The sequence below is a fragment of the Streptomyces sp. NPDC059850 genome (assembly GCF_042731515.1).
In the GTDB taxonomy this organism is placed as follows: domain Bacteria; phylum Actinomycetota; class Actinomycetes; order Streptomycetales; family Streptomycetaceae; genus Streptomyces.
Genome location: NZ_JBHWJI010000013.1, coordinates 156,017 through 178,296, shown reverse-complemented (window position 1 = coordinate 178,296; position 22,280 = coordinate 156,017). Strand labels below are relative to the sequence as shown.

Below are 22,280 nucleotides of genomic sequence, written 5' to 3'. Positions count from 1 at the left end.
TTCCCTAGTCCAGCGGCAGCGCGTACACGCTCTTGCGGCCGATCACGACGACCCGGTCATCCGTGACCGCCACCTTGCGGCGTGCCGATTCCGTCCCCTTGCCCGCGTCGCCGCCGGTATCGGCGAAGCGCCACAGCAACGCGCCGTCCTCGGCGTCGAACGCGTCCACTTCCAGGTCCCCGGCGGTCAACACCCGGTGTCCCGCCGGGCTGACGACGGTGTCAGGGGTGCGCGGCGCGGAGATGTCCTTCATCACGAATCCGTAGCCGCGCTGCCAGCGGATCCGGCCGGTGGCCGCGTCGATCGCGTGGAGGGCGTAGCCGCCGTCCGCGGCGTACGCGGTCTTCCCGTGCACATGAGGCAGGCCGAAGTCGGAGCGATGGCCTTTGCCGTCCTTTCCGAGGGCCTCGACGGACCACAGCCCCTTGCCGCCCCGGGCCGCGTCGTACCCCCGCAGGGTGCTGTCGACGGCGGCGATCAGCGTGCGGTCGGCGTCGGTGGTGACCATCCCTTCTGCGCTCACGCCCGGATAAACCCGTTGCCACAGCTTCTTTCCGGCGTCTCGGCTGAAGGCCACGGCCTCCTTGGTCTTCGCCCCCTGGCCGCCACGGTTCATCACCACGAGCGCGCCCTTGAGGAGACGCCCGTCGGTGAAACCGTCCGGCAGGGGGCCGCGCCACATCTCGTCGCGCCGGCCGACGTCGTAGGCGACTACGACGCGGCCGCTCCCCTCCCGCGACGCGGCCGTGAACCACACCGTGGCCCCGTCGACCGCGAGCAGCGTCGCGAAGGGTGTGGACGCGCCCCGCCGGAACTCCTTGGACCGCCACTGGATACGACCGGTGCGCGGCTCCAGCGCCGCGATGCCGTCCCCCGGCACGAACAGCGCGTCCTCGCCGCCCGCCCAGGGCTGCCCCTTCGGCCGGAGTCCGTCCTGCGTCCAGAGCCGCTTACCGGTCCGCAGATCGATCCCCGCGACGGACCGCTCCCCGGTGATGACCGCGACCGCGTCACGCCAGATGAGCGGCGCGTACGCCGGGGCCGCGCCCTCGATGCCGTAACGCCACATGGGCGTGGGCGGCGCGCCCTCCACACGCCGCCGCGAAGGGCGGGCAGCGGCGAGGCGCTGGGCCGGAGTCGGCGGCGCGGGCCGGTCCGGCTCCGTCGCCACCCAGGTGACGCCGCCGCCCAGCGCCAGCCCCGCCGCGCCCCCGGCGGAGCCCACGAGGAGAGCGCGCCGGGAGGGGCGGGTGGTCTTCCGGGCGGCAGTGGTCCCGCCGGGGCCCGGGGTCGCTTGCGCGGTCTCGTCCTGCGTCACGGTGGCGGTCGCGGTCTCGGGCACCGTGGCGGCCTCGGGCACCGCGTCGATCTCCGCCGCCAGTACCGCCGACGACTGCTCGGACAGCGCGATGATCAACCGCCCGGGCAGCCAACCCGGGCCCAGCAGACCCGCGGCCCGGCTGATCCCGGCGTCCAGGGCGGTCGACCCCGGCCCGCCGCCCGGGGCGGGCAGGCCGCCGGAGGCGCCGTCGACGACCGTGGGCAGCGGCCCCGCAGGTGCCCCTGGGGGAGCGCTCGCGGCGGGCAGCGGGGAGCGTACGCCGCGCAGCAGCTCGTCCAGCAGCGTCCGCGCCGTCGGCCGGTCCGCCGGGTCCGGGGCGAGGCACGAGCGGAGCGTGTCCCGCAACTCCTCCGGGAGCGCGTCGGCTTCGGGCCGCGGCCGCCCCGTCGCCGCGTACGCCAGCACCGAGCCCAGCGCGAAGACGTCCCCCAGGGGGCGCGGCCGTCCGCCCGTGAGCTGCTCCGGGGGCAGGGCTTCGGCGTCCAGCCCCGGCAGTCCGGTCCGCGCGGCACCGTCAGGCCCGGCGGCCCGTACCGCGCCGAACCCGGCCAGCCGGGGGCCGTCGCCCGCCAGGAACACCGTGCCCGGCGCTATCCCGGCATGCGTGAACCCCGCCGTGTGCACCTCGTCCAACGCCTCGGCCAGCGCCGCGCCGACCGCCCGTACGGTACGCACCGGCAGCGGTCCGCCGTACGACTCCAGCGCGGCGGGCAGCGGCAGCACCGGGAGGTACGGGGACGCGCTCCACGGCGGCTCCGTACCGCCGCCGGAAGGCGAGCCGTCGCGCGGGGGCGTACTGCCGACCGAATGGCTGCTGACGCCCGGAGGCGTACCGACGGCCGAGATCTCCACGACGGGGACGGTCCACCGGCTCCGCGCGGCACCGGCCAGCAGCCGCGCGTTCTCCGCCTCCGCCCGGAACCGCTCCCGGTACCCGGCGTCGTCCGCCGACGCCACCGGTGGCGCGCTGATGAGGACCGTACGATCGCCACCGGCGCCGCGCGCGATGAAGCACCGCGCCATCGCGGCGGCGTCCCCCGCGCCAGGATCCAACCGCGCGATGAGGTGATACGGACCGATCCGCCACGGGTCGTCCCGGCTCAGCGGCTCCATGCGCGCCTCCCGCCGCCAGCGGGAATGTGCACCACGTCAGCCACCGTTCAGGCTCCGCCCGCGCGGCTTCCGGGAAGGGCGACGGTGACTCCGCCGAACCGGGTCGTGGCGAACGTACTCACGTGCAAGGCCCCCTCGTCGTACCGCTTGCCGCTCGTGTCATGCGCGCGGCAGTCACCCTACCCGGCGGCTTGTGGCGGCCTCCTTCCGGTATGGACCGACCGTGTTCGATTGCCGCCGTGCGCGCCGGTGGATGAGACTGTCCGTCAAGGGCCGTGCGGGTTTGTTCCCGCGGTAATGCGAAGGGATTCTCCACCGATGGCTGACGCCAAGGAAAAGGCCGAGCTGTACGCCCTCGACATCTCCGGTGTCGAGTGGCTCAGCGCGCCGGGCAGCACCACCGAAGAACGCGTGGAGATCGCCTATCTGCCGAACGGGGCCGTGGCCATGCGCAACTCGGCCGACCCCGAGACGGTGCTGCGCTACACGGAAGCGGAGTGGCGCGCCTTTGTGCTCGGCGCGCGGGACGGGGAATTCGACGTGAGCTGAGGAGACGCAGCGCGATGCGTGCCGAGGGGGCGTACACCGGCCGGTGTACGCCCCCTCGGCACGTGCGGCGCCCCTCGGCACGTGCGGCGCCCCTCGGACGCGGTGACGGGGCGTATCGATAGGCTCACAGGATTCGGGGGATGACGTCACCGTGCTATCGACGTGACGTGGAACGAATCTCGCTCTGTCCAGGGAAGCTGAAATAGGGGGACTGACCGCCCGGTGAGCCAGATTGTCGTCAAGCGTCCGCCCCGGGCGCTGCCGCCCGACGTGCCCACGGACGAACTCCAGCTCACCGCGCCGCCGGAGCTGTCGCGCGAGGAGCAAGGCGGTCTGCTGACGCAGTTTCTGCCCCTGCTCGGCATGGGCGGGTCGGTGGTCTACTTCTTCAACTCGGGCGCAGGCCCCTTCATGCGCGTCATGGGCTGGATGATGCTGGCGTCGACCCTCGCCACCGTCGCCGCCCAGATCGTGCGCTTCCGGCGCGGCACCGAGGGCCGGACGGCGGGGGCGCGCCGGGACTACCTGACGTACCTCGCGCACACCCGCCGCGGGGTGCGCCGTACCGCCCGTACCCAGCTCGAAGTGCTGCTGTATCTGCACCCCGCGCCCGACCAGCTCTGGGCGATGGTCGCCGACGGCGGCAGGGTGTGGGAACGCAGGCTCGGCGACGAGGACTTCGGCCAGGTCCGGGTCGGCGTCGGCCCGCAGCAGCTGTCGACGCCGCTGGTGGCCCCGGAGACGGCGCCGGTCGACGAGCTGGAGCCGCTCGCGGCGGGTGCGATGCAGTCGTTCCTGATGCGGCACGGGGCGGTGGAGGGACTGCCGGTGGCGGTGTCGCTGCGCCGCTTCTACCACCTCACGGTGGCCGGGGACGCGCAAACCGCGCAGGGCACGGCGCGCGCCCTCGTGGGCCAGCTCGCCACGTTCCACTCCCCGGAGGACCTGGCCGTGGCCGTCCTGGCGGGCGGCCAGGACGCCGTCGCGCGCTGGGACTGGACGAAGTGGCTGCCGCACACCCAGGTCCCCGGCGCGCTGGACGGGGCGGGCACACGGCGGCTGTTCTGCCGGGACGCGGACGAGCTGGAGGCGCTGCTGTCCGGGAACGGCCCGGACGGCGCCGGGGACTCAGATGGTGCTGGCGGTTCGGACGGGCCGCTCGCCGGGCGGCCCCGGTTCAACCCGGACGGCCCGCCGCTCCTCGGTGCGCGCCATGTGGTCGTCGTCCTGGACGGCGGCACGGTCTCGTCCGACGCGCTGCTGGCGCACGCGGAGGGCATACAGGGCGTCACGGTCATCGAGGTGGTGCCGGGCGAGCTGGACGAGCCGCGCGGCAGCCTGTCGATCGACGTACGCCCCGGACGGCTCCTGCTCCACTCCGCCGCCGGGCTCGTCTACGAGGGCGAGCCGGACACGCTCCCGCTGGAGACGGCGGAGGCACTGGCCCGCCAGCTCGCCCCGCTCCGCGTCGGCGCGGGCGACCAGGACGAACCGCTGCTGTCCGAGCTGGACTTCACCGACCTGCTGGACCTCGGCGACGCGGACTCCGTAGACGTCACCCGGACCTGGCGGCCCCGTACGACGGCCGAGCGGCTGCGGGTACCCATCGGCGCCGGGGAGGACGGCGAGCCGGTGATGCTCGACCTCAAGGAGGCCGCACAGGGCGGCATGGGCCCGCACGGGCTGTGTGTGGGCGCCACCGGTTCGGGCAAGTCGGAGCTGCTGCGCACGCTGGTCCTGGCGCTCACGGTCACCCACTCCTCCGAACACCTCAACCTCGTCCTGGCGGACTTCAAGGGCGGCGCGACCTTCACGGGCATGGCGGAGCTGCCGCACGTCGCGGCGGTCATCACCAACCTCGCGGACGACCTGACGCTCGTGGACCGCATGGAGGACTCCATCCGGGGCGAACTGCGACGCCGCCAGGAGCTGCTGCGCGGCGCGGGCAACTACGCCAACGTCCACGACTACGAGCGCGCGCGGGCCGCGGGCGCCCCGCTGGAGCCGCTGCCCACCCTCCTCCTGATCATCGACGAGTTCAGCGAACTGCTCAGCGCCAAGCCGGACTTCATCGAGATGTTCATCCAGATCGGGCGCATCGGCCGCTCGCTCGGGGTCCATCTGCTGCTGGCCTCCCAGCGCTTGGAGGAGGGGCGGCTGCGCGGCCTGGACACGTACCTGTCGTACCGCATCGGCCTGCGCACCTTCTCCGCCACGGAGTCGCGGGCCGCGCTGGGCGTGGCGGACGCGTACCACCTGCCGACGCTGCCCGGCTCCGGCTACCTGAAGTTCGGTACGGACGAGATGACGCGCTTCAAGGCGGCGTACGTCTCCGGTGCGTACCGCACGTACGACCCGGCGGCGGACGGCCACGACGGCGCGCCCCCGCTCGACCGGCGGCCCGCGCTGTTCACCGCGACGTCCGTTCCGGCCGCGTACGCCTCCCCCGCGCCTTCCCGGGGCGCGGCCCCGCCGGACGCCCTGTCGGACACGGTGCTGGACGTCATCGTGCGGCGGCTGGAGGGGCAGGGCCCGGCCGCGCACGAGGTGTGGCAGCCACCGCTCGACGTATCCCCCGCGCTCGACGAACTGCTCCCGCCGCTGGCCACCTCCCCGGACCGTGGTCTGCACGCGCCGGACTACGCGCGCCCGGGCGACCTGATCGCCCCGGTCGGGCTGGTCGACAAGCCCTTCGAGCAGCGGCGCGAGGACATAGTTGGTCGCGCCGTTGAACCCCACCGGCTCGCACTCGAAGTCCCCTAAGGTCGATCGCTTGATCTTCTCCATTCGCGTCAGGTGATCGTCGGCGAACACTTTGTGCCGGAACTTTGTCACGAAGGCCACGTGCGCATGCATCATGAAAGCGCAGTGCCGTCCAGTTCTGGTCTCCTGCGTCTCTCTCATCGCCCAGGTCCGTATGGTGGCTTTCATGCGGCTTCGGTACAGCTTTCGCCTGTACCCGGATCACGCCCAACGCAGCGCGTTGGCACGGGCGTTCGGGTGCGCCCGCGTGGTGTTCAACGACGCCGTGCGCGCCCGCGAGGACGCCAGAGCGGCCGGAGGCCCGTTCCCCAAAGCCGGGGAGCTGTCCGCGCGCCTGATCACCCAGGCCAAGCAGACTGAGGCCCGCTCCTGGCTGGGTGAGGTCTCCGCAGTGGTGCTCCAGCAGTCCCTGCGCGATGCCGAGACGGCCTACAAGAACTTCTTCGCCTCCCTCAAAGGCGAGCGCAAGGGGCCCAGGCTGGGGGCTCCGAGGTTCAAGTCACGCAAGGATGCCCGGCAGTCGATCCGGTTCACCGCCAACGCCCGCTGGTCGGTCACCGGCAGCGGACGGCTGAGCCTGCCGAAGATCGGGGCCGTCAAGGTGAAGTGGTCGCGCACCCTGCCCGCCACCCCCGCCTCCGTCACCGTGATCAAGGACGCGGCCGGGAGGTACTTCGCTTCCTTCGTCATCGACACCGACCCGGATGCCGACGCTGCCCGGATGCCCGAGAGTGTCCAGACCGTCGGTATCGACCTGGGGCTGACACACTTCGCGATCCTGGATGACGGCACGAAGATCGACTTTCCGCGGTTTCTGCGCCGCGCCGAGAAGAAGCTGAAGAAAGCCCAGCGGGAGCTGTCCCGCAAGCAGAAGGGATCCACCAACCGGGAGAAGGCCCGCCTGAAGGCCGCCCGCGCGCATGCCCACGTCGCCGACGCGCGCCGTGAATTCCACCACCAGCTCTCCACGAAGCTGATCCGCGAGACCCAAGCCATCGCAGTGGAGGACCTGGCGGTGCACGCACTGGCACGCACCGGGCTGGCCAAGAGTGTGCACGACGCGGGCTGGTCACAGTTCGTGGCCATGCTCGTCTACAAGGCCGACCGGTACGGACGCACCCTGATCAAGGTCGGCCGGTTCGTGCCGACCAGTCGAACCTGCTCGTACTGCGGCCACGTGGATGGCCCCAAGCCTCTCCACGTCCGAGAATGGACCTGCCCCGTTTGCGGAGCCCTCCTCGACCGGGACGTCAACTCCGCACGCAACGTGAAAAAGGCCGCCGGACTGGCGGTATCAGCCTGTGGAGCGCCGATAAGACCAGAATCCGTTCTGGCACAGCGCAACGAAGCAGGAAGCCACGGATTCCCTCCCGAAGCCCGTACCGCGTAGCGGCACAGACTTCGGGAGAGAAGGCCAGAATCCTCGGGCTTCAGCCCGAGGAGCAAGTCACTTGCTGACCAGGCCGCGCGCCGTGGCGTAGACGTCCAGGACGGCCAGTGCGAGCGGCGTGATCGCCAGCAGCATGGCGCCTTCCACCAGGTCGCCGAAGCGCCCCCAGAAGGGCGTCACGCTCTTCTTCGGCACGATCAGCGCGATGGCGATGAGCAGCAGGGAGCCGAAGGCGACGGAGGCGGTCAGCCAGACCGTACGGATGTCGAGCGGGCCGCTGTCGCCGCTGAGCAGCTCCGTCACGGCGCTCGCCGGGGGGTTGAGCGCGAGGCCCAGGACGAGCAGGGCGAGCGAGACGATGCCGGACACCAGGACGCACGCGACCTGCCAGGTGTACCGGAAGAGGCGGGCGCGCAGCAGCATGGCGACACCGGCGGCGAGCGCGAGGATCTGGGCCCAGGCGTTGTCGGAGAAGCCGAGCACCGCGGCGGAGCCGACGACGACCGCCGCGCAGCCGCCGACGAGGCCGAGCAGGAGTTCGTGGCCACGCCTGACCTGAGTCGCGATGCGCTCGCTGTCGATCGGGGTGGAGGCGGCCGTGGAGGTGTCCGGGTCGGCGCCACCGAAGTCGTTGCGCGCGGAGTCGCGGGGGGCCACGTAACCGATGGGCAGACGGGCGGCGCGCGCGGACAGGCCGGGCAGGAAGGCGATGGCGGCGATGGCGACGGCCGCGCAGACGGCCGCGGTGCCCGAGGCGTCGGTCTCCGCGAGGATCTGGCAGAAGGTGGCCACCGTGCCGAAGCCCGAGAGCACGACGGCGGCGACGAAGGGCGCGTCACCGGAGGGCATGGCGGCGACCAGCGCGACCGAGACGACCAGTACGGCGACGCAGCCGAGCAGGAATTGCAGCCGCCCGATGCCCTCGCCGCGATCGAGGGCGAGCACCCCGGATCCGCCGATCATGACGTGCGGGAGTGCGGCGAGGCCGAGGGCGATGGCGGAGCCCCGGTCGTCGTACACCCGGGCCCGTACGCCCGCGTAGACCGCGAGCAGCAGGCCGACGGCACCGGCGATGATGCCGGGCAGGCTGTGCATGTCGTGCCGGAGCGGGTCGGCGAACCAGAGCACGAAGCCCATGAAGACCAGCAGCAGCGCCCCGCCGAAGAGGCCGCTGACGCGCAGGTAGGCGGCGTTCCACAGGGTGCGGTCGCCGGAGACCGCGGAGGCGATGGCGTCGGAGACGTCGTCGCGCACCACGGGCGGGAGGGACTGGGCGAAGGGGCGCATGGACAGCACGTCGCCGTCGAGTACGCGCTGGGCCGCGAGGGAGCGGGCGCCGTCCAGGACGGTGCCGTCGCGGCGTACGAAGTGATAGCCGACTGGTGCGCCGGAGGGCTGTGTCTGGCCGGTCAGTCGGAGTATTTCCGGATACAGGTCGGCAAGGGCGATGTCGTCAGGCAAAGCGACATCTATGCGGCTGTCGGGTGCGACGACCGTCACTCGGCAGAAACCGGTCGCTGTGGTCGAACTCACCTGCGGAACCCTCTCATTCCCCGTGTCTCCGCTTCTTTCGCGGACGCGTTCGCGGACGCGATTGTGGCTGCGCGTGCGGAACGTCACCCTACCCGGCGCCGTTTGTCGTTCGTACACGTAGGATCAGCACATTGCCGGGCAGGCGCCGCCATGACGCGCCCTGAAGCGTGGGTGCCGGCCTCGACCGGCCGTCAATCGTTCAGCCCGCACCGGGGGATAGATAGGCCGATGAGCCACATCATCGTGAAACGCCCGCCTCGGGTGACACCGCCCGAGATGTCCGCGGATGAGCTCCGGCTCGAATCCCCTCCTGAATTGCCTCGCGGCGAGCAGGAGGGGATGGCGATGCAATTGCTGCCGATGCTGGGCATGGGCTCGTCGGTGGTCTTCTTCTTCATGCCGAATTCCGCACCGTTCATGAAGATCATGGGCGTGATGATGCTGCTGTCGACGGTCGCGATGGCCATCGCCCAGCTGATCCGGTACCGGAAGGGGGCGCAGGGCGAGGCCATCGAGGGCCGCCGCGACTACCTCAAGTACCTCACCAAGACCCGGCGCCAGGTGCAGCGCACCGCGCGCAAGCAGCGGGACGCGCAGTTCTATCTGCACCCCTCCCCCGAGCAGCTGTGGTCGCTGGTGGCCGAGGGCAGCCGGCTGTGGGAACGGCGCATCACCGACGACGACTTCGTACAGGTGCGGATCGGGCTCGGCCCGCAGGAGCTGTGGACCCCGCTGGTGGCGCCGGAGACGGCCCCGGTGGAGGAGCTGGAACCGCTGTCGGCGGGCGCCATGCAGCAGTTCATGTCGGCCCACCAGACGCTCGAGGGCATGCCGATGGCGGTCAGCCTGCGCGCCTTCTACCACATGACGGTCTCCGGGGAGCCCGGGACGACGCTGGGCACCGCGCGGTCGCTGGTGGCGAGCCTGGCCGCGCTGCACTCGCCGGAGGACCTGGTGATCGCGGTGGTGGCCGCACCGGGCACCACGGAGGAGTGGGACTGGGTCAAGTGGCTGCCGCATACGCAGGCGCCGGGAACGGTGGACGGAGCCGGTACCAAGCGGCTGTTCGGCGACAGCCTGGCCGAGGTCGAGGAGCTGCTGAAGAGCCATCTGGAGGGCCGCTCGCGGTTCAACCGGGAGGGGCAGCCGCTGCTGGACCAGCCGCATGTGGTGGTCATCCTGGACGGCGGTTTCGTACCGCCCGACTCGCTGCTGGCCGCCCAGGAGGGCCTGCAGGGCGTGACGGTGCTGGAGGTCATCCGCGGCGAACTGGACGAGCTGCGCGGCGGGCTGTCGCTCATCGTGCGGCCGGGTCTGCTGCAGGTCGAGTCGCAGTCGGCGGTGTACGAGGGCGTGCCGGACGCGCTGCCGCTGCCCGCGGCCGAGGCGCTGAGCCGGCAGCTCTCCCCGATGCGGGTGTCCAGCGGCGGAGGGGACGACGAGCCGCTGCTGACCAACCTGGAGTTCACCGATCTGCTCGGGCTCGGCGACGCGGCGGCCGTCGACACCGCGGTCACCTGGCGGACCCGCTCGACGGCGGAGCGGCTCCGGGTGCCGATCGGGGTCGGCGAGAGCGGCGCCCCGGTCATGCTCGACCTCAAGGAAGCGGCGCAGGAGGGCATGGGCCCGCACGGGCTGTGCGTCGGAGCCACCGGTTCCGGCAAGTCGGAGCTGCTGCGGACGCTGGTGCTGGGCCTGGCGGTCACGCATTCGTCCGAGACGCTCAACTTCGTGCTCGCCGACTTCAAGGGCGGCGCGACCTTCTCCGGCATGGCCGAGCTGCCGCACGTCGCGGCGGTCATCACCAACCTCGCGGACGATCTGACGCTGGTCGACCGCATGCGCGACTCGATCACCGGTGAGCTGCAGCGCCGCCAGGAGCTGCTGCGCTCCGCGGGCAACTACGCCAACATGCACGACTACGAGAAGGCGCGCGCGGCCGGCAGTCCGCTGGAGCCGCTGGCCTCCCTCGTGCTGGTCATCGACGAGTTCAGCGAGCTACTGACGGCCAAGCCCGACTTCATCGACATGTTCATCCAGATCGGCCGCATCGGCCGGTCCCTGGGTGTGCACCTGCTGCTGGCCTCGCAGCGGCTGGAGGAGGGGCGGCTGCGCGGTCTGGACACGTATCTGTCGTACCGCGTCGGTCTGCGGACGTTCTCCGCGGCGGAGTCCCGTACGGCCCTGGGCGTACCGGACGCGTACCACCTGCCGTCCGTGCCCGGTTCCGGCTATCTCAAGTTCGGCACCGAGGAGATGGTCCGCTTCAAGGCGGCGTACGTGTCCGGGGTCTACCGGTCCACGACGACGACCATCGCGGGCAGCGGACCGCTGCCGACCGACCGCCGGCCGGTGCTGTTCACCGCCTCCCCGGTACCGGTCCGGTTCGCCGAGCCGGACCCGGAATACACGTACGCCCCGGAGGGCGACCGCACCGACGACGCGCTCGCGGACACGGTGCTGGACGTCATCGTGCGCGGTCTGGAGGGACGCGGCCCGGCGGCGCACCAGGTGTGGCTGCCGCCGCTCACCGACGCCTCTCCGCTGGACCAGCTGGTGCCGCAGCTGGCCGTCTCCTCCGAACGCGGGCTGCACGCGAGCGGCTACGCCCGCAGCGGCGGTCTGTGCGTGCCGCTCGGCATGGTCGACAAGCCGATCGAGCAGCGCCGGGAGATCCTGTACCACGACTTCTCGGGCGCGCAGGGCCACATGCTGGTCATCGGCGGTCCGCGCTCCGGAAAGTCGACCCTGCTGCGCACCCTGATGGGTGCCTTCGCCCTCACCCACACGCCACACGAGGTGCAGATCTACGGCCTGGACTTCGGCGGCGGCGGCATGGTCGCGGTGCAGGGGCTGCCGCACGTCGGCGGCGTCGCCTCGCGGCTGGACCCGGAGAAGATCCGCCGGACGATCGCCGAGGTGACCGGCGTGCTGAACCGGCGCGAGGAGTTCTTCCGGGACAACAGCATCGACTCGATCGGCACCTACCGGCAGATGCGCGCCGCCGGGCAGCTGCCGGGCGAGGCCTGGGGCGACATCTTCCTGGTCATCGACGGCTGGCAGTCCTTCAAGACGGACTACGAGATGCTCGAACCGGTCGTCGCCGACATCGCCACCCGCGGTCTCGGTCTCGGTGTGCACCTGGTCGTCTCCGTCACCCGCTACATGGAGATGCGAGCGGCGCTCAAGGACCAGCTGCTCGCCCGGCTGGAGCTGCGGCTCGGCGACCCGATGGACTCCGAGCTGAACCGCAAGATCGCCGCCAATGTGCCGGTGGGCAACCCCGGCCGCGGCCTCACCCCCGACAAGCTGCACTTCCTCAGCAGCCTGCCGCGCATCGACGGCATCACCGGCGGCGCCGAAGACCTGTCGGAGGCGACGTCCGAGTTCGTCAAGGCGTCGGTGGACAACTGGCCGGGCCCGCACGCACCGCAGGTGCGCATGCTGCCCCGGACGCTGTCGGTACGGGAGATCCCGGGCGGGCACGAACAACCGCAGCGGGGCGTCGCGATCGGCATCGACGAGATCAACCTCGCACCGGTCTTCGTCGACTTCGACAGCGACCCCTTCTTCGCCATCTACGGCGAGACGGAGTCCGGGAAGACGGCGCTGCTGCGCCTGCTCATCAAGCAGATCACCGAGCGGTACACCCCGGAAGAGGCGCTCATCGTCGTCGGCGACTACCGGCGCAGCCTGCTGGAGGTCGCGCCGCAGTCCCATCTGGTCGGCTACGGCACGACGCAGGACGCGTTCGAGAAGTACATCGCCGACATGAGCACCCTCATCGGCCAGCGCATCCCGGGGACGGACGTCACCCCGCAGCAGCTGCGCAACCGCAGCTGGTGGTCGGGGCCGCGGGCCTTCATCGTGGTGGACGACTACGACCTGGTCGCCACGTCGTCCGGGAACCCGATGTCCGAGCTGGTGGACAACCTGCCCTACGCGCGGGACGCGGGCGTCAACATCATCGTCGCGCGGACGACGGCGGGTGCCGGGCGGTCCTCGTACGAGCCGTTCATGCAGCGGTTCAAGGAGCTGGGCGCGCAGGGCGTCGTGCTGTCGGGTGCGCCCGGTGAGGGCGAGCTGCTGGGGCAGGTCAAGGCGCGGCCGCTGCCACCGGGACGGGGCGTGTTCGTCTCGCGGCGCGGCGGGGCGTCGCTGATCCAGACGGCGTGGCTGCCGGAGGCGGACGGCTGAAGTCCGATACAGCGGTAGGGGCTCGTCGATGATTCGACGAGCCCCTACCGCTGTGCGGTGGTGGTCAGCGGCTGTCGCGCTGCTGCCGCCGTTTCGTGAACACCTCGCCGATCGCCGGGCACGCCACGACCAGCACGCAGAGGATCACCCCCACCGGCTTGGACGGTACGACCGTCCAGTCGGTGAGGACCGGCATCAGCAGCCACAGCAACGCCAGTACGGCGATGCTCACTCCGGCGATACGAGGTCCGTACACAGGTTTCACCCCAAAAGTGGTCCGGTCAGGCGGTGCCGATGGGCCAGTGGCCGTTCGGGAACGCGCTGTTGTCGCCGGCCTGACCCTTCATCTCGGCGAGGGTCTTGGCCTGGTCGCCGAGCACGGTCACCAGAGCGACCGAGGCGGTGGTGAGAAGCACCCACCCGGCGGTTCCTTCCCCGATGGCGGCGATCGCGGCGGGGATCAGACCGACGCCGGTCGCACCGGCGGCGGCCGCGGCGCCCAGGGCGGGGATGAACTGCACCAGGAAGAGGCCGATGGCTCCGTAGAACGCGAGTCCCGCGGCGGCGGCGACGAGGAGGCTGGAGGCGACCGAGTCGGCGCTGGTGCTCACCTGGCCGGCGGCGGTGGACTGGGTCCAGATGGCCCCCGTATAGGCGTCGGCTCCTTCGCCCTTCCACTCCTTCGGGGCCTGGAGGTTGCCCTTCGCCGTGGTGGAGGAGGCGGTGCTCGCCTTGCCGCGGACACTCGTGCCCTGCCAGTCGAGGGAGTCCAGGAAGAGCATCACCGGGGCGATGACGCCCTTGAGGAATTCGCCGATCTTCTCAAGGACCCAGTTGACGAATTCGACGAGCTTGTTCGCCGCGGCGATGACCGGCTTCGCCACCGCATCGGGTATATACCATTTATCCGCGAAGCCGTTGACTCCGTCGACCATCTTGTCCAGCAGCTCACCGGCCTTCTTCAACTTCTCATTGATCTTGTCGATGAGGTCGTCGAACGCCGATTGACTGAATGCCATTGCTCTCCCCGTTCCCCGAGCACCGTTCGGTACTAGTAGGCTTCTTCCACAGACTTCTTGGTGTCGGCTTCGTGGTTGTCGTACGCCTTCGCGTTCTTGACCAAGGCGTCGGCGATGTCCGTCATCCGCGTATCTCCCTCGGCGCAACGGGCCGAGAGGTGATCGATGACGTCCTGATAGGCGCCGACGAATATCTGATACATGCCGTACTCGAGCCGGCTGGGCCGCATGCCCTTGATCGTGGTGCCGACGTCACCGATCGCCTTGGCCTGCTTGTCCCACATGCCGGCCTCGGACCGAATGGCGTCCGTGATGACCTTGAGACGGTCCTTCGCCATAGCGCCTCAGTTCCTTTCCGAACCAGTGAGCAGCAGCGGAGCGTCAGCGCAGCCGCTGCGTGTCGTTGAGTATGGCCAGGAACTCGTTCATGAGGCCCTGTGGGTTCAGGTCCGCGATCTGGGCCGCGGCGAGGCTCTGGACGTCCTCCAGCTTGGCCCGGGCATGGCTCAGCGCCTCGTTGAGCGCCTGGCTCAACCGGATGGACGACTGCTGGGCGGCCCACTGCGGATCCACGTCGCAGGAGACCAGGGAGTGTGCGGTGAGGCCGATGACGACCCGGCGGGCGGCCGCCTCTCCCGTGACCTCGGGGGCCCGGAAGGAGTCCGCGTCCAGCCCGTCCAGGGCGTCGAGCCCGGACAGGGTGTCCTCGACCACGTCCTCCATGGGCCTCGGACGGACCGGGTCCCGGTCCTGCCGGGGTGCCACCGGAGGCGCGGCGGACCCGGCTCCCGAGCCGGGGACCTGGAGCATGCCGTCGAGTTCCGCGGCGCGCTCCTCCCAGCCCGACTGCTCGAGGGTGCGCGACCAGCCGTCCATCTGCTCGCTCATGGCGGAGCCGTACGCGTCGACGACGGCCGGGCCGAGGTTCTCGGCAGGCTGCCGACGCTGCCAGTCGGACGCGACCCTGATGGACTCGGGCAGCCGGTCGGGCCCCAGCGTCACGCTGACGGCGCCTTGGGCGTCCTCGCCCGTGGCGTGCTGCGGAACCTTGTCCTGCATATCCGTCATGAGCTGCTGGAGTTTCTCCGCATATTGCTGGAACTCCTGCATTCCTCGAAAGATCTCGTCAGTCACGCTTCCCCCTATCTGACCGTTTACGAGGCGTTTGCAGAGCGCGTGGCTCAAACGTGTCGTGCACGCTAGCACGCCTACGGTTCAGGGAACTCGCCCGTGCCGAATTCAGCACGCTGCCGCATTATTTGAGGAACAGTCAGAATCGCTGAGTGCCACGGCGGCGGAGGAAGACGAAGATCCCACCGCCGACGACGACCACGGCACCGGCCGCACCCAGGATCCAGGGCATCGCGCTGCCGCCGTCCTTGGTGTCTTCGGCAGCGTTGGAGGCCTCGGCACCGCCGCCCTTCGGGGCGGAGGAGGGGGCGTCTCCGCCCTTGGAAGGGGCGGGGGAATCGGGCTTCTTGGCGGCCACGAGGGGATTGACGTCGGCCGGTCCCGGGTCGCCCTTGTTCTCCAGGACGTTGTAGCGCGGGCGGATCGTGCCGTAGCCGACGTAGCGGCTGGGAAGCTTGCCCTCGGGTTTACCGGCGGTCTCGATCATGACCCGGAGTACCTGGTTTCCGGTCCACTTGGGGTGTTTGGCCCAGATGAGGGCGGCGGCGCCGGAGGTGATGGCGGTGGCCTGGCTGGTGCCCCCGCTACGGCAGTACCCGGGCTTTTCGATGCAATTGATCGGAATGTCCTGCCCCGGTGTAGCCAGCGCTACTTGAGACCCAAAATTCGAGAACTTCACATGCGTCGAACTCTTGTCGACAGCGCCGACGCCGGCCACGCCGTCGCTGGCCGCTGGGTAGGTGAGGTCGTTCGAGGTGTCTCCGTCATTCCCCGACCCCGCCAGCAGCAACTTGCCGCGCCCGATCGCGTAGTCGACCGCCTTCTGGAGCTCCTGTGGCTCGTTCTTTTCGAGCGAGTAGTCCTGGAAGGCGAGAGACATGTTGATGATCTGTGCATCGCTGTCGGCCGCGTAACGAATGGCCTTGACTAGGGCCGGAACGCTGCTACGTGCGACCTGCTTGCTGGTGCCGAAAACAGTGAGCGGCAGAATGCGCGCATCGGGGGCGAGTCCCTTAACGCCCTGACCTCCGACTCCGTTTCCGGCGATGAGCGCCGCCATGGCCGTGCCGTGTCCATCCAGATCGGTACGGGCGTCCTTACCGGGCTCGACGAAGTTTTTCCCCGGCAGAACCCTCCCCCGAAGTTCCGGTGTGGAGGCGTTGACCCCGCTGTCGAGCACCGCGACGGTCACACCTTCGCCGGAGCTGACCTTCCACATACTGTCCGCCTGCATGGCGTCCAGATACCACTGGCGCTCCCGCACGCCCTCCGCCAGCGCGGAGGGCGCGACGAGCCCCATGATGACGAGCAAGGGCGCCAGCAGCGCGAGGACTGCCGATACCCGACTCCGGACCTGAGTGAGCGTTTCTTTCATCGTGCCTGTACGTCCTGTGCTCGTCATCAAAGGCTTGGGGGGCTGGCCGGTCTTACTCGATCACGGGAGGCACGTTCCGGCGTTCTCCGCCGGTCCATGTCTCCTCGTCCTCGGTCAGGTAGTCGGGGGTCTCTCCGCCGTCCCGCTTCTTGGACCGGCGCGGATCGTTCGTCGACGGCACACCGGACACTCCGGCGGAGCCCCGGACGAGACCGCTTCCTCCCTGGGTGAACTCCCCATTGACCCTGAGTTCGCTCGCGGAACGCGCCACCCTGCCCGGGCGGGGCGAAGACACCGAGCCGCGGGACGGGACGCCCGTGACGGGCCGTCCGCCCACGACACCCTGCCCCGTGGTCGTCGGCATTCCTGTGCGGCCGGTGGCGGTGGTGCGGGCCTGCTCGCCCCCGATGACCGGGCCGCGGGCGGTCCGGGCATCGCCGGTCGCCGGTGTCTGCCGGGGAGGCATACCGCCGACGACGTCCCTGCCCGTGCGCGCGGGGTCGGTAGGCCGGGCGTTGATGGACTCGAGCCCCTTGCCGCCTCCCAGCCTGGGTCCGCCCGACCGCCCGACCGGACTCACGGGCGGACCGGACCTACCCGTCCCCGGAGAGGGGGAGATGGGCGGAGTAATCGGCAGGCCCGTGATCTCGCGGCCGGGGCCTTGCTGGCCGGTGGGCGTGGGCGAGGGCACGGTGGGAGCCGGTGAGGGATCCGTACGCGGCAGTTCCTTCACACCGTCGATGTTGGTGTGGGTCGCGTCCGGAGTGGTGACGTGGCCTCCGCCTCCCGGAGCATTGGCATGCCCCGGGGAGAACGTCGAGTCCTGGACGGCATGCTGGACGCTGGGCGCCCCACCCGCCGCCGAGGAAACAGTGCCCGCGGAGCCCGCAGAGCCGCCGGAGGAACCGTAACTCTGCTCCCAATCACCCACGCTGTGAGGCATCACCGAAGCCGGCAGCGGCTTGAAGACCGGCTCGTCGTTCTCCCGCAAGGTGTTCATCGCACCTGCGGACGTCTGGTAGTAGGACGCCAGCTTCAGCATCTGCTTGAGCACGGCGGGCTGCTGCTCCTTCAGCGCGTCAACCTTCTCGAGGCGCTCCTTTTCCTTGTCCTGATCCGCGTAGCACACATCAATGCCCTCCGGACGCTTCGGCACGGCCTTCTTGACCTCGCTCAGCGCCTGGCCCGAGGATTCCATCGCGCTGCCAACTTCGCCGACATATTTCGCGAGCTTCAGCGCCTGCTTGGCGAAGTCGTCGCCCCACTCGCGGAAGGCATCGCCGCCCTCGCCGTCCCAGGTAACTCGGCCGACGCGCCTCTTGAGCTCGTCGCCAATCGCCTCGAGCTCGTCCTTCGCGCCCGTCAAAGCGTTGCCCTTACGGATGATCTCTTGCTCATCCGTGTTGGCGATCATGAGGAGCATCTCCTCACAGGACGCATCGTCGAAGGTGTCGATGACATGGCACTGTTCATCCGTCTTCTTTGTGGACTCGCCCATGCCCTACTCCCCCGTTCCCGATCACAAGCCGCCGCCCTGCTTACCATCGCCGGTCTCAACACCGCTGCCGGGCTTCTCGTGGCCCATGTGGCCGTGCTTCTCCTGGTACTGCTCGTAGTACTTACTAGTGCGCGCCTGAATCGCCTTCAAGCGCTGCGCCTGCTCGTGGTCCATCTCCTGGTAGTCGCCGTCGGCCGCGCTGACCGTGATACCTAGCGCCTCCAACTGCTCGCCCAGGGTGCGGGAGAGCAGTGCCAGGCGCCCGTGCACCTTGTCGTAGGCATTGGCAATCGCCGTCGCCTGCTCGAATGTGCCATAGGCAGTGGGCTTCACCGATTGTTCGCCCAGCTTGCCGTGCGCGGCGGTCGACTTGTCCAGTTCTGTCAGAAGTCTGTCGACGCGCTTCTTGAACTCCTGCAGGGATTCGCTGGGCGCGTCGAGTTTCGGCGACGAAGGAGACTTAGCAGAGCTCCCCCCGTCCGGTGCCGACTCAGCCATGTAACACCTCCTCCGAGTACCGGTACCGAAATGCGGCAGTCGTAGGTGCGGGACACGTGGCCGTGGCCACAATGTCCCGCACCCACGACGCGACCGCGGTGTGTGTGCCGCGTCTCTTAGCCCTGGGCGAAGCGCTGGCCCTGACGGTGGTCATTGGCCTTGTAGCCCTCCGTCGCCTCCAGCAGCTTCTTCGAGATGGTGAGAAGCGTGGTGTGCAGGTGGTCCACGCGCGTGTTCCACTCGTGCTGACGCTCGTTGAACGCGCGCTGCGCCTCACCGGTCCACGACTCGGAGACGGTCTTGCACTGCCGCATGATGGTGTCGAGGTCGGTCTTGAGCTTGTCGGCCTCGCTCCTGACCGTGTTCGAGGCTCCTACGACAACTTCGTACGTGATTTCCATCGAGATCTAACTCCTGATGCGAAGCGGATGGGTCGAGAAGGATCAAGAAGCGTGGAAGGAGCCCAGGATGCCGCTCTGGCCACCGGCGCCGCCGCCACCAACGCTGTTGATGTTCTTGAGCTGATCCATCTCTTCCTGGTCGAAGCCGTCCCGGCTCGCCTTCACCAGCTCACGAGTGAAGCTCAGCAGCTGGTTGACCCGGCGGACGTCGTTGTTGACCTCCGTCTGGAGGTTGTTGTACGCGCCGGCCGCGATGCCCTTCCAGTGCCCTTCGATGTTGTCGATCACACCGTTGAGCTTGCCGATCCGCTCGGTCAGCTGGCCCTCCATCCAGTCGATGGCGCTTTCCAGCGTCTTGAAATCATGGCCTTCTACGCGGAGCTTTTCCGCCATGGCACACCTTCCCCCATGAATCGGATGTCACGGGGCGTCCCTTCGACTGCCGCCCCGCGTACATCGGATCGAAGTTGTCAAGGCACCACTCTAGCCACCGTCCCCGTGTGCATGACCATCGCCCGCCGGGTTGTTACAGGGATGGAACGAGTGGAACGGATGGGGAACGTGGGGCTCACGTTTCGCGTCGGCGGCGCCAATCGCGGAGGACGATCGCGCCGCCCGCCGTGATGGCCACGACGACCACGCCCGCGCCCAGGGCGTAGGTGGCCAGGCGCACGCTGCGCTCGTGCGGGGTCTCGCCCAGGATGAGCTTGCCCGGCTCGGGTTTCGGGATGTTCTTGGCCGCGCTGTTGTCGACGGTGGGCCGCTGGATCTTCTGGTCGTCGTCCGTGAGGGCCTTGACCGGGTCGATCACGCCCCAGCCGACGTAGCGGTCACGGCCGTTGACCCCGCGCTCGGCGGTCTGCTCGATCTGGGCGACGACTTCCTGCTGCGTCCAGTCGGGGTGCTTGGCGCGGACGAGGGCAGCGACACCGGCCACGTACGGGGCGGCGAAGCTGGTGCCGTTGTCGACGCACTGGCCGCCCTTGGGGACGGTGGAGACCATTTCCACGCCCGGCGCCGCGACCCCGACGAAGTCGCCGCTCTGCGAGAAGTACGCGCGTTCGTTGTTGCGGTCGGAGGCGGCGACGGCGAGGACTCCCGGGTAGGAGGCCGGGTAGGTGCGCTTGGACTTGCCGTCCGCGCCGTCGTTCCCGGCGGAGGCGACCACGACCACGTCCCTCTTGATCGCGTCGGCGACGGCCAGCTGCAGGTCGGTCTGCGAGCGGGCGCCCTTGGTGTCCTGGGAGATGTTGATGACGCGCGCGCCCTCGTCCACCGCCTTACGGATGGCCCGCGCCATCATCTGCGGGGTGCCCTTGCCCTCGGCGTTGTTCTGCTTGAGCGGGATGATCTTCGCGTCCGGGGCCAGGCCGACGAAACCGGTGCCCGTACGGGGCCGCGCCGCGATGATGCCCGCGACCTTGGTGCCGTGCCCGACCTCGTCGTACGTGGGGCTCTCCGCCCGCTTGCGGTCGGCGCCGGTGACATCCTTCGGCACGGCCAGGTAGTTCGCGCCGCTCGACGCGTCGACCGCCGTCTTCAGCTGGATGTTGGTGTTGTCCACGCCGGTGTCGATGACGGCGACCTTGACCGGTTCGCCGTCCTTGTCCTTGCCCTTGGTCTCCTCCCACAGGCGGTCCATCACCAACCGCTGCAGCGACCAGGGCGTTCCCTTGATCTGCTCCTTCATCGGGAACGTGCACTGGCCGTTGCCGTCGAGGGACGTGGCCGCGGCGGCGACGGGCTGCGCCGCGCCCGTCGCCCCGGTGAGGCACGCCAGTACGGTCGCGGACGACAGCGCGGCCGCCCGCCTCAGGTGTCGGCTTCCCATGGTCACGAACCCTGCGGCTGGCGGGCGCTGTTGAGGTCGAGCCGGGGTCCGATCGGCAGGAACTGCGACCAGTTCTGCGGCACCGGCACCGGCTTCGCGTCGGGGTAACCCAGCCGGGTCTGCGCCTCGTTGGCCGCACGCTGCCCGCCGGTCACGGCCTTCTGCCCGTCGGCGGCGCCGCCGCCGATCTTGGACTTGCCCGCGGTGCTGTCGCTGTTGGACTGCACCTGGTAGCGCAGCCCGGTGTCGGTGACGAGGAAGGTCTGACCGGTGTTCGTCGACCGCCCCTGGTACTGCCGGTAGAGCAGCCCGGTGCCGGGGGTGACGTACGCGCTGGAGCCACCGTCCACGACGGGCGCGGGGTAGTCCGTGCCTGCCCAGGTCTCCAGCGTGGGCGTGCCGTTGCCGCCGACCTTGGTGAGCACGTTGCAGACGGTGTCCCTGGCCGCGGAACCGGCCGCCCTTTCGGCGGAGTTGACCTGGCGCGGGGCTGCGGAGGGCCAGGCGGTGTCGTCCGCGAAGTTCTCGGAGTCGGACACGAAGTCCTGCGCGTTGACCTTCATCGGCTTGCCGAGCTGGTTGAGGCTGGACAGCTGCTCGCTGTTGAGCAGCAGGTTGGCGGCGAAGCCGGAAACCGGCTGCACCTTGCCCCGCAGCACCACGTAGTGCTGGATACCGCCGCCCGTCTGCGCCTGCAGCACGGTCCCCACGCGGTTGGCGTCATCCGGCAGGGAGTCGACCCCGGCCGAGGCGCCCGGCTGTCCCGGCACGGTGGGGAACTCCACGGGCGCGCCGTCCTTCAGCGTGTCCAGCCAGTCGTCCGTGACCTTCTGCGGCTTGGCGCCCTGCTTGAAGAGGGTCCGCAGCAGCAGGTCGTACTGGGGCGCGGACATGCTCTGCTCGCCCTTCGGACCGCCCAGGAGGTACTTCCTGCCGGACGGGTCCACCAGGTAGCGGCCCTTGCTCCCCTCGACGTACATGGCCTGGCTGCCGCGCAGCCGCTGCGCGCCCTGGACCTTCGACGCCTCGCGGTCGGCGAAGAGGAAGAGCGCCTTCTGCGTGGACTTGTCCTGGCCGCCGCCGGGCTGCTCGCAGACCACCCAGCGCTTCTGCTTGGCGGCCTCGTCGCCCGTCGGCATACGGTCCGGTGCGTACGGAATTCCGATCGTCGGGCCCCGCGGTATGTCCCCGTTGTCGAGCTGCGAGTCCTTCACCCGGACGATCCCCGACTTGCCGGATTCGAGAAGGAGTTTCGCGGAGGCCAGGTTGAGGACGGGGTGCAGCTGCTTCTTTCCGCCCGTCGACAGAATGACGTAGCGCGACGTGGATTCGTTGCCGACGATGATGTGGGCCGCGGTGTCGTCCCAGCCCTGGGGCGCCGTCGGCTTGATCATCCCCCAGGCCCCGAACCCCGCCAGGATCAGCGCCCCCACGATGACTCCGGGCAGAATGGCGCGCACCGGACGCGGAGCGCCGTCGTCCATGACGGTGGGCGATGGCTGCACAAATGAGGCAACCATTCGTTTCTTCGCAAAGGTGTAGGCGCTGAGCTCATCCCGCCGCGATGCCATGTCTTAGCCCGCTTCTCCCCGTGTTGTTCTTGCGCAGTGTTGTTCTCGCGCACGTGCCTGCGCTTGGTA

General features: G+C 69.8%; 16 protein-coding genes and 1 pseudogene. 4 read left to right on the top strand and 13 right to left on the bottom strand.

The genetic code is table 11. The annotated features are described in order from the left end of the window. Nucleotides 1–4 precede the first annotated feature (4 nt). Nucleotides 5–2,455, bottom strand: a complete 2,451-nt coding sequence (locus tag ACFV9T_RS13680; protein WP_385439569.1) for a PQQ-binding-like beta-propeller repeat protein — start codon at nt 2,453–2,455, stop codon at nt 5–7. Between the two features lie 318 nt (nt 2,456–2,773). Between ACFV9T_RS13680 and ACFV9T_RS13675 the strand changes: the two genes are divergently transcribed. From ACFV9T_RS13675 to ACFV9T_RS13665, 3 genes and pseudogenes are all read left to right on the top strand, one after another. Further along, nucleotides 2,774–3,004 carry a DUF397 domain-containing protein gene (locus ACFV9T_RS13675; protein WP_123099433.1) on the top strand — a complete coding sequence of 77 codons (231 nt, stop codon included), beginning with the start codon at nt 2,774–2,776 and terminating at the stop codon, nt 3,002–3,004. 222 nt (nt 3,005–3,226) lie between these two features. Continuing rightward, nucleotides 3,227–5,713: pseudogene (gene eccCa / locus ACFV9T_RS13670) on the top strand (type VII secretion protein EccCa); the annotation flags it as partial. 220 nt (nt 5,714–5,933) lie between these two features. Next, nucleotides 5,934–7,157, top strand: coding sequence for an RNA-guided endonuclease InsQ/TnpB family protein (locus tag ACFV9T_RS13665; protein ID WP_385439568.1), 1,224 nt, complete (start codon nt 5,934–5,936; stop codon nt 7,155–7,157). Nucleotides 7,158–7,214: 57 nt separating this feature from the next. On the opposite strand, the gene eccD is transcribed toward ACFV9T_RS13665, so the two are convergent. Further along, complete coding sequence (eccD, locus tag ACFV9T_RS13660; RefSeq protein WP_385439566.1) at nt 7,215–8,690, bottom strand: type VII secretion integral membrane protein EccD; 1,476 nt, start codon at nt 8,688–8,690, stop codon at nt 7,215–7,217. 228 nt (nt 8,691–8,918) lie between these two features. Here eccD and eccCa (ACFV9T_RS13655) point away from each other — a divergent pair, with 228 nt between their 5' ends. After that, on the top strand, nt 8,919–12,887 hold the full coding sequence (gene eccCa / locus ACFV9T_RS13655) for a type VII secretion protein EccCa (RefSeq protein WP_385439564.1): 3,969 nt from the start codon (nt 8,919–8,921) through the stop codon (nt 12,885–12,887). A gap of 64 nt (nt 12,888–12,951) precedes the next feature. On the opposite strand, the gene ACFV9T_RS13650 is transcribed toward eccCa (ACFV9T_RS13655), so the two are convergent. The 11 genes from ACFV9T_RS13650 to eccB all read right to left on the bottom strand — a co-directional run bounded on the left by ACFV9T_RS13650 (nt 12,952) and on the right by eccB (nt 22,211). Further along, nucleotides 12,952–13,119, bottom strand: a complete 168-nt coding sequence (locus ACFV9T_RS13650; protein WP_385439562.1) for a hypothetical protein — start codon at nt 13,117–13,119, stop codon at nt 12,952–12,954. 49 nt (nt 13,120–13,168) lie between these two features. Next, complete coding sequence (locus ACFV9T_RS13645; RefSeq protein ID WP_385439560.1) at nt 13,169–13,906, bottom strand: hypothetical protein; 738 nt, start codon at nt 13,904–13,906, stop codon at nt 13,169–13,171. A 32-nt stretch (nt 13,907–13,938) separates the two neighbouring features. Continuing rightward, nucleotides 13,939–14,244, bottom strand: a complete 306-nt coding sequence (locus tag ACFV9T_RS13640; protein ID WP_385439558.1) for a type VII secretion target — start codon at nt 14,242–14,244, stop codon at nt 13,939–13,941. A gap of 43 nt (nt 14,245–14,287) precedes the next feature. Then, on the bottom strand, nt 14,288–15,040 hold the full coding sequence (locus ACFV9T_RS13635; protein ID WP_385439555.1) for a hypothetical protein: 753 nt from the start codon (nt 15,038–15,040) through the stop codon (nt 14,288–14,290). A gap of 136 nt (nt 15,041–15,176) precedes the next feature. Continuing rightward, on the bottom strand, nt 15,177–16,412 hold the full coding sequence (gene mycP / locus ACFV9T_RS13630) for a type VII secretion-associated serine protease mycosin (RefSeq protein ID WP_385439552.1): 1,236 nt from the start codon (nt 16,410–16,412) through the stop codon (nt 15,177–15,179). Nucleotides 16,413–16,464: 52 nt separating this feature from the next. After that, nucleotides 16,465–17,910 carry a WXG100 family type VII secretion target gene (locus tag ACFV9T_RS13625; RefSeq protein ID WP_385439550.1) on the bottom strand — a complete coding sequence of 482 codons (1,446 nt, stop codon included), beginning with the start codon at nt 17,908–17,910 and terminating at the stop codon, nt 16,465–16,467. 21 nt (nt 17,911–17,931) lie between these two features. Further along, nucleotides 17,932–18,408, bottom strand: a complete 477-nt coding sequence (locus ACFV9T_RS13620; protein ID WP_385439549.1) for a hypothetical protein — start codon at nt 18,406–18,408, stop codon at nt 17,932–17,934. Between the two features lie 116 nt (nt 18,409–18,524). Beyond that, nucleotides 18,525–18,809: a WXG100 family type VII secretion target gene (locus ACFV9T_RS13615; protein WP_385439547.1), complete on the bottom strand. Its 285-nt coding sequence runs from the start codon at nt 18,807–18,809 to the stop codon at nt 18,525–18,527. A 42-nt stretch (nt 18,810–18,851) separates the two neighbouring features. Then, the gene (locus ACFV9T_RS13610) at nt 18,852–19,202 is read right to left on the bottom strand and encodes a WXG100 family type VII secretion target (protein ID WP_385439545.1); all 351 of its coding nucleotides are present in this window, start codon (nt 19,200–19,202) and stop codon (nt 18,852–18,854) included. A gap of 175 nt (nt 19,203–19,377) precedes the next feature. Continuing rightward, complete coding sequence (mycP, locus tag ACFV9T_RS13605; RefSeq protein WP_385439544.1) at nt 19,378–20,640, bottom strand: type VII secretion-associated serine protease mycosin; 1,263 nt, start codon at nt 20,638–20,640, stop codon at nt 19,378–19,380. Nucleotides 20,641–20,642: 2 nt separating this feature from the next. Next, nucleotides 20,643–22,211 (bottom strand): type VII secretion protein EccB, encoded by a 1,569-nt coding sequence (gene eccB / locus ACFV9T_RS13600; RefSeq protein ID WP_385439542.1) that lies wholly within the window; start codon nt 22,209–22,211, stop codon nt 20,643–20,645. Nucleotides 22,212–22,280: the final 69 nt, after the last annotated feature.